Here is a 7,857-nt window from a genome sequence, read left to right on the forward strand (position 1 = left end):
CTAGACATACTGTTTAAAGTGAATTAGTAATAGAGTCAAAATACATAGTAAGGGCAGCGGCATTTTAGAGTAGGATAATAGATTTTTCTGGAACAAACTTAGGCGATTATGAATTTTTTAATTAGTAAGGAAGTGGTTAAATGAGCTTATTAACGTATACGGAAGAATTTTTTAATTATGTAAGAGAGTTTTTACTTTTAAGATTTTTACTATTTGCTTTAGTTTTAATCATTATTTCTTTTGTAATAAACCGTATTATTGATTGGTTTTTTAGGAAATCAAGCTTTTTTGATGAAGAGATAGAGCAGACGATTCAAAGTGTAATTCGATCTATTTTTAGATATATCATTATCATCAGTCTTATCATATATTTAATTAGCCAATTTGTAGATATAAAAAGTATTATTGCAGGTGCAGGGATAGCTGGAGTTGTCATCGGTTTTGCTGCACAACAGATGCTAAAAGATGTTATATTAGGCTTTGCAAGATTAGCGGACAAAGAGTTTCGGGTTGGTGATTTTGTAACTTTTAACGGAACAAATTCAGGAACTATTGAAGAGATTAGTATTCGTTTTATGCAAATTCGTGAATGGTCAGGAAAACTACTTACCATCCCGCACGGAGAGATTAGAACGATACAAAATTTTAATAAAGGATGGATGCGTGTAATTGAACGCATCACGGTAAGTTATCAGGAAGATCCAACAAGAGTGAAGGAATTGTTAGAAGAAGTATGTGTTATATGCAATGAAAAATTGAATCAAACTCTTTATAGAGTAGAGGATGAGGCTGTTGAACCATTTAAATACGTCGGTGTTACAGACTTAAATCCTAACTTGAAATATGTTGGCTATGAATTTTGTATTACAGGTTTAATAAAGCCAGAAGATTATTTTGAAACTTCTAGACAAGTAAGATTTGAATTAATGTCTATGTTCCATAAAAATCAAGTGCAAATGCCAGCAGCGAATATGGTTGTTACTACTGAAGGTTTACAGCATATCCATGGTGGACAATCTTTATCGGACAGCTAAAGTAGAATCGTTTGTTAACAAAAATTCTGCTTCCAACATTGGATAGAATAACAATAATAAAATGATTGATATAAAGAAAGGGCTGAAGGAATTCGGTTCTTTTTTTATTTATAGAATTTAGAAATTTCTTAATGTTATAATTGTAGTTGGTGATGAGAATGAACTTTGAAGAAAAAGAGATGCGTCGTTTAGAAGCATTAAAAGAAATTGCTGAATTATTAAATGAAGCAACAAACTTACAGGATATGTTAGAAAAAGTGTTGCATACATTGTTACAAGTAATGAATTTACAAACAGGGTGGATATTCTTTATTGATGAAAGTGGAAAGCACAGTATGCTTGTAGACGAAAATTTACCAGAGGCTCTTACGTGGCAAAAGAAGAAGCCGATGTGTGAAGGAAACTGTTGGTGTGTAGAACGTTTTGTGAATGGGAGATTGGAAAAAGCGACTAATATTATTGAATGTAAGCGAATAGAAGATGCAATTGAATGTAATTGGGGAGAGACAGAAGATGTTACACATCATGCGACAATTCCGCTTAGGTCTGGATCAGAAAAATTTGGTCTACTAAATGTGGCTGCACCTCATAAGACTCATTTTTCTGAGGAAGAGTTAGCATTATTAGAATCAATTGCATTTCAAATTGGAACGACAATACAACGTATTCAATTAGTTGAGAAAGAACGTAAATATGTAGTGGTAGCGGAAAGAAATCGACTTGCACGTGATTTACATGATTCAGTAAAACAATTGTTATTTTCTATTATGCTAACAGCGAAAGGTACTCTGAATATGACGCAAGATAGAGAATTGCAAGAGATGTTAAGTTATATTGGGGAATTATCACAAGAAGCATTACAAGAGATGACGCTATTAATTTGGCAATTAAGACCTGAAGGATTGGAGAAAGGATTAGTAGAAGCAATTCAAAATTACGGGAAGTTATTAGGAGTTCAAGTGGAAGTTCGAATTGATGGGATGGTTTCAATGGGGGATGAAATAGAAGAAGTTTTATGGCGTATTAGCCAAGAGGCGCTACATAATTGTAAAAAGCATGCTTCGTGTGAAAAGGTACATATTCTTTTGAAAATAGAAAATAACCAGTTACATTTTTACATAGAAGACAATGGAATAGGATTTATACAAGAACAAGTAAGGGAATCAGCACTTGGCCTGAAAAGTATGAAGGAACGTATTCAGTTAATGAAGGGATCGTTTCAAATTATAACAGAGCTGAAAAAGGGTACAAAAATAGAAATTCAATTGCCGATTTGAAGGGGAGAATAAGGTTGAAGATTAAACTGCTACTAGTTGAGGATCATCATATCGTTCGAAGAGGACTTGTATTCTTTTTGAAAACGAGAGAAGAATTTGAAATTATTGGGGAAGCGGAAAATGGCGAAGAGGCATTACATTTCGTGCAAAAAGAAAGACCAGATGTCGTACTAATGGATGTATCGATGCCGAAAATGGATGGAATTGAGGCAACAAAACGTCTAAAGCAATATGATGAGACAATAAAGGTACTTATATTAAGTAGTTTTTCAGAGCAAGATTATGTTATACCAGCACTTGAAGCTGGAGCAGATGGTTATCAATTAAAAGAAGTACAACCTGAGCAACTTGTCGCTTCTATTATTGCAGTACATCAAGGAAATGCGAATTTTCACCCGAAAGTAACACCTGCATTAATGGGGCGTTCTGCAGTAAAGAAGGAAGTAGAAAATCCTTTTTCAATGTTAACGAAAAGAGAGCAAGAGGTACTTCGCGAAATTGCGAAAGGAAGAAGCAACAAGGAGATTGCAGCAGAACTTCATATTACAGAACAAACTGTGAAAACACACGTTTCAAACGTTTTAGCTAAATTGGAAGTGGATGATCGTACGCAAGCCGCATTATACGCAGTGAAACATGGAGAGAATTATTCATAAGCATGAATAATTCTGTTATATCGTATGACAGAATACATAGGAGCAATTAAAAATTATAGTAATCCCTAATATAGGTTTTTCTTCTTTCGATAATTAGGTACAATAAAGTGAAACTCTAATCAGTGGAGGACCATCCCCACTGATGATTAGTTCAACTAATCGGTTTTTACAGGATAAAGCTACGATGGAAGGGGAGGATATGCTATGCCTGGTACAAGAAGTGGGATTGGAAAGATTCAGGCTTCGTTAAATGGTTTATCACCGAAATTGCGAAGTATTGCCGAACATATTTTGAAACATCCACAAGATGTTGTACATAAATCTATTACAGAATTAGCTGAAGTTACGAATAGTTCCGAAGCTACGATATTCCGCTTATGTAAAAACCTTGGTTTGCAAGGTTTTCAAGATTTAAAGATTACATTAGCTCGTGAAATTGTACATACACCGATGCAAAATATCCATGAAGAGGTATCAGCAGAAGATAGTATGGTAACTGTTGCTAAAAAAGTTTTTCATTCGCATATTACAGGACTGCAAGATACTTTACATTTGCTTAATGAAACGGCACTTGAGCAGGCTGTACGAGCCTTACAAGAAGCAAGTCGAATTGAGTTTTATGGAAATGGTGGCTCTGGTATTATTGCAATGGATGCGTATCATAAGTTTATGAGAACGGGTATTTCTTGTATCGCTCATACTGATTCGCATTTTCAAATTATGGGGGCAGGTTTACTCTCGGAAAATTCAGTTGTTATTGGTATTTCTCATTCTGGTAGCAATAAAGGATTACTTGAAGCGTTAGAAGTAGCGAAAGCAAGAGGAGCCAAAATTATTGCGATTACGAGCTATAAGAAATCAGCATTAAGTCAACTTGCTGATATAACGTTATATACATCAACACGTGAGACTGAATTCCGCACAGAAGCAAGTTCATCACGATTAGCACAGTTAAGCTTATTAGATACTTTGTATGTAGGGTTGTCGTTGCAGCGACAAGAGGAAACTCTAAAAAATTTACAAAGTATACGTGAAACGATTTCGATGAAGCGAATATAAAAAAAGCTCTTCAAATGAAGAGCTTTCAGACTGTAGACAAACTATTTTTGGAGAGTTCAAATGCTAAAAATAGTTTGTTTCTTATTTTAGGGATAATTTATCCAATGGAATTTATATGTAGTGCTTTCTATACTATAATTTACTATAAGTGAGGAAGGTGTCTTATGAAAATATCTGTTTATGTTGCAAGTGCATTTAGCAAGGATCATAAAGGCGGAAATAAAGCAGGAGTGGTATTTATTGAGAATACATTGACCACTACTCAAAAAATGGAAATAGCCAAACAACTGGGCTATGCGGAAACCGCATTTATATCAGAATCTGAAATTGCTGATTATAAATTTGAGTATTTTACACCAAAAGAAGAAGTTGATTTATGTGGTCATGCCACAATTGGCTCTTTCGCGATACTGATGCATTTAAATAAACTTTTCAGGAATCGCTATACGATTGAAACGAACAGCGGTGTTCTTACTATTACTATAAAAGATGACATCATATTCATGGAACAAAATAAACCGATATTCTATGATGTTGTATCTCCAAACGAGTTCATCGACTGTTTTGATAGTAAAGGTATAGAAAATAAATACCCAATTCAAATTGTCTCCACGGGCTTAAAAGATATTTTAATTCCTATAAAAAGCGAAACACAATTACATGCACTGCAACCTAATTTTGAAAAAATTAAAGAAATCAGCAAGTATTATAATGTTGTCGGGATGCATCTATATACTTTTAATGACAATCGAATTATATGCAGAAATTTTGCTCCGCTATACGACATCAATGAAGAAGCAGCGACTGGAACTTCGAACGGTGCATTAGCTTGCTACCTTTATGAACAGGACTACTTGAAAAAAGAAGTCTATGTATTTGAACAAGGTTATTCTTTACACTCGCCTTCTGAAATATTAGTTAAATTAGCAACCAATAGCAAAAATAAAATAGAAAAAGTTTATGTTGGTGGCAAAGGATATTACTGTGAAACTAAGTGTTTACATGTAGAAAATATTGAGTGAAGAGCTTTTTTATCGGTGAGAAGTTTGTTAATTTATTTTGTTTTAGAAATATGTGACTTACTTATAGTCAATGATAAACTCTCATTTTTAAAAATTTAAAATAAAGACCGATTTGTGTAATAATTCAAATATTGTTCATAATTTCACAAGTTGTTTATGAAGTGTCATGTTATGATGAAGATGTAATGATGATTGAACACTTAAATTTGGTAGAATAACTAGCCAAAGTAGTGAAGAAAGTAGTTGTGAGATAAACTCATTAAAATGCTAAAACACTAAAGGGGAGATCACATATGAAAGCAGTAGTGGTTAATAAAAACAGCAAAGCAAACATCGAAGTGATTGACAAAGAATTACGTCCGTTACACTCAGGTGAAGCGTTAGTAGATGTAGAGTATTGTGGAGTTTGCCACACTGATTTACACGTTGCGAATCATGATTTTGGTAACACTGATGGCCGTATTCTTGGTCATGAGGGTGTAGGTATTGTTACGAAAATAGCTGATGATGTTACTTCACTAAAGATAGGTGACCGTGTAAGTATTGCATGGATGTTCCAATCTTGTGGACGTTGTGAATATTGCGTAACTGGTAGAGAAACATTTTGCCGTGAAGTTAAAAACGCTGGTTATTCAGTGGATGGTGGTATGGCTGAACAATGTATCGTTACAGCTGATTATGCGGTAAAAGTACCAGAAGGATTAGATCCTGCTCAAGCATCATCAATTACTTGTGCTGGTGTAACTACATATAAAGCTATTAAAGTATCAGATATTAAACCTAGTCAACCTATTGTAATCTATGGCTGCGGTGGATTAGGTAACTTAGCTATCCAATATGCTAAAAATGTATTTGGTGCAAAGGTAATCGCAGTAGATATTAATGACGACAAATTAGCCTTAGCGAAAGAAGTTGGTGCTGATATGACTATCAATCCAATTTCTCAAGGTCCTGCTGATAAAATTGTGCAAGAGGAGTTTGGTGGCGCTTATGCTGCGGTAGTAACAGCAGTCTCTAAAGTAGCCTTTAACTCAGCAGTTGATGCAGTACGTGCTTGCGGTAAAGTAGTTGCAGTAGGGCTACCAGTAGAAACAATGGACTTAAACATCCCACGACTTGTACTGGATGGAATTGAAGTAGTTGGTTCTCTAGTTGGTACTCGTAAAGATTTGGAAGAGGCGTTTATGTTCGGGGCAGAAGGAAAAGTAGTGCCGGTTGTTCAAACTTGTTCTCTAGATAAAGTACAAAATGTATTCGAAGAAATGGAACAAGGTAGAATTCAAGGGCGTATGGTAATTGATTTTAAAAAACATAATTGTGATTGCAAATAATTCACTTTAAATATAAAAAGCATGAGTCTAGCAAATACATGTAAAAAAGTTAGACAGCATAAGAAGATGATCCCTGTATTTAATAGGAATCATCTTCTTTATTTTCTATAATATCAATGCCAATTAATACTTGATTAATGAGAAATGATTAAAGGTTTACTTTATTTGCAAACGAAAAGGAATCTTTATGTTTAACGAATTTTTTATGATCTGGAACGTTTTGAATTGCTACAATTTGCGAATCTCTTGCTTTCAGTGCATCTTGAATCCCGATGGTCATAAGCTTAATAAATAGAATCGTAATAAAGAATGAAGCGAGAGTATAAAAAATAATCCACCATGAAAGATTCATTTCATTACGATTTAATCCAATAAGACCTGCCCAATCATTAGATAGAGAAACAGGTTTGAGCACTCCGTCATAGAGTTCACGCATTTGTATGCCGCCAATTACAATGTTAAGCAACGCTAAATGGATAACGAGTATGAGTGTTTGGACGATATGTTCCATAAATAATACAAATAAGCGGTCAAGTAATAAGACTCGTAAGTGTTTTTTTATAATATGAAAACGACTAGCCCCCAGTAATTGTGAACTTAAGATGTAATCTTGTTTCATAAATTCATCAACTTCTGAGGATATGTATAAAGAAAGTGTAGGCAGAGCGACGAAAATAAGTACGAGTACTTGATAAAACGTAAATGAAATATTTGGATCTACCCCATCAGCATTTGATGTGATTATAATATTAACGGGCGTGATGAGTATGAATGCGATAAATAGAGTTGGAATATAATAAAAAACTTCTGAGCATGACTGGAAAAATCTCTTGAGTTTTGGAGCAAATAAACTTAAGAGGATTCCTATACATGTTCCGCATAAAATTCGAAAGAAGCTAATTGCCATGGCCAATAAAATAGTGAATTTTGCTCCTTCTACAATTTGTAAGAAAACAGACTCTCCAAAACGATCAGATCCAAAAGGTGGAATTAACGATGGCGGAAAGGGGGCCTTTCCAAGTAATTCGTTATTGTCATTGTAAAGTAACTGAGGAGGTTTTGGGATGTTATCTTTAAAGAACCAACTATAAATAAAACTAGCTGAAATAAGTATGAATAGATAAGTAAAGCCGATTAAAAAGCGTTTTGATTTCCAAATAGATTTCATAATGATACTCCTTTCAATTGCTTTTTCCATCTATTCATCATGAATGAGACTATTTGGAAAATGGCGTAAAATGGTAAAACAATCATAACAAGTGTGATAAATGCAGCTGGAGGTGAAACAAACGCCTTATTAAATAAAAATTGAATAATGCCTTCCATATTAAAAACAAATTCTAAAATGAATAAATTAGAAAGTAAGAAAACAAAAATCGTTTTTAAATGGTGGAAGAAGTGGATAGATATATTTTTGAATAAATGAATGCATAGTATATAACTTGATGAAAGGCCTTTTCCATATGCAACCTCTACGT

At 34.0% G+C, this 7,857-nt stretch carries 8 protein-coding genes; 6 read left to right on the forward strand and 2 right to left on the reverse strand.

Annotated elements, in window-relative coordinates; genetic code table 11:
• Nucleotides 1-140: 140 nt before the first annotated feature.
• From ABWK52_RS13870 to adhP, 6 genes are all read left to right on the forward strand, one after another.
• Nucleotides 141-1,034, forward strand: a complete 894-nt coding sequence (locus tag ABWK52_RS13870; RefSeq protein ID WP_061656012.1) for a mechanosensitive ion channel family protein — start codon at nucleotides 141-143, stop codon at nucleotides 1,032-1,034.
• Between the two features lie 179 nt (nucleotides 1,035-1,213).
• Nucleotides 1,214-2,311 carry a two-component system sensor histidine kinase CasK gene (gene casK, locus ABWK52_RS13875; protein WP_170317879.1) on the forward strand — a complete coding sequence of 366 codons (1,098 nt, stop codon included), beginning with the start codon at nucleotides 1,214-1,216 and terminating at the stop codon, nucleotides 2,309-2,311.
• 14 nt (nucleotides 2,312-2,325) lie between these two features.
• The gene (gene casR / locus ABWK52_RS13880; protein ID WP_000694629.1) at nucleotides 2,326-2,967 is read left to right on the forward strand and encodes a two-component system response regulator CasR; all 642 of its coding nucleotides are present in this window, start codon (nucleotides 2,326-2,328) and stop codon (nucleotides 2,965-2,967) included.
• A gap of 204 nt (nucleotides 2,968-3,171) precedes the next feature.
• The gene (locus ABWK52_RS13885) at nucleotides 3,172-4,026 is read left to right on the forward strand and encodes a MurR/RpiR family transcriptional regulator (protein WP_001119646.1); all 855 of its coding nucleotides are present in this window, start codon (nucleotides 3,172-3,174) and stop codon (nucleotides 4,024-4,026) included.
• A gap of 164 nt (nucleotides 4,027-4,190) precedes the next feature.
• The gene (locus tag ABWK52_RS13890) at nucleotides 4,191-5,048 is read left to right on the forward strand and encodes a PhzF family phenazine biosynthesis protein (RefSeq protein ID WP_098294983.1); all 858 of its coding nucleotides are present in this window, start codon (nucleotides 4,191-4,193) and stop codon (nucleotides 5,046-5,048) included.
• Nucleotides 5,049-5,341: 293 nt separating this feature from the next.
• On the forward strand, nucleotides 5,342-6,379 hold the full coding sequence (adhP, locus tag ABWK52_RS13895) for an alcohol dehydrogenase AdhP (protein ID WP_000649109.1): 1,038 nt from the start codon (nucleotides 5,342-5,344) through the stop codon (nucleotides 6,377-6,379).
• Between the two features lie 148 nt (nucleotides 6,380-6,527).
• Here adhP and ABWK52_RS13900 read toward each other — a convergent pair whose 3' ends face one another.
• Complete coding sequence (locus tag ABWK52_RS13900; protein ID WP_000836565.1) at nucleotides 6,528-7,547, reverse strand: ABC transporter permease; 1,020 nt, start codon at nucleotides 7,545-7,547, stop codon at nucleotides 6,528-6,530.
• The coding region (locus ABWK52_RS13905) for an ABC transporter permease subunit (protein WP_353771961.1) at nucleotides 7,544-7,857 on the reverse strand (314 nt) is incomplete at its 5' end. The genes ABWK52_RS13905 and ABWK52_RS13900, both read right to left, overlap by 4 nt.

The organism is Bacillus sp. AP50 (genome assembly GCF_040492675.1).
GTDB classification, from domain to species: Bacteria; Bacillota; Bacilli; order Bacillales; family Bacillaceae_G; genus Bacillus_A; species Bacillus_A cereus.

Bases quoted from the DNA above. Each gene is read 5' to 3' on its own strand.
- casK (WP_170317879.1), top strand. From the start codon at position 1,214: ATGCGTCGTTTAGAAGCATTAAAAGAAATTGCTGAATTATTAAATGAA.
- ABWK52_RS13870 (WP_061656012.1), top strand. From the start codon at position 141: ATGAGCTTATTAACGTATACGGAAGAATTTTTTAATTATGTAAGAGAG.
- ABWK52_RS13900 (WP_000836565.1), bottom strand. From the start codon at position 7,547: ATGAAATCTATTTGGAAATCAAAACGCTTTTTAATCGGCTTTACTTAT.
- ABWK52_RS13890 (WP_098294983.1), top strand. From the start codon at position 4,191: ATGAAAATATCTGTTTATGTTGCAAGTGCATTTAGCAAGGATCATAAA.
- adhP (WP_000649109.1), top strand. From the start codon at position 5,342: ATGAAAGCAGTAGTGGTTAATAAAAACAGCAAAGCAAACATCGAAGTG.
- ABWK52_RS13885 (WP_001119646.1), top strand. From the start codon at position 3,172: ATGCCTGGTACAAGAAGTGGGATTGGAAAGATTCAGGCTTCGTTAAAT.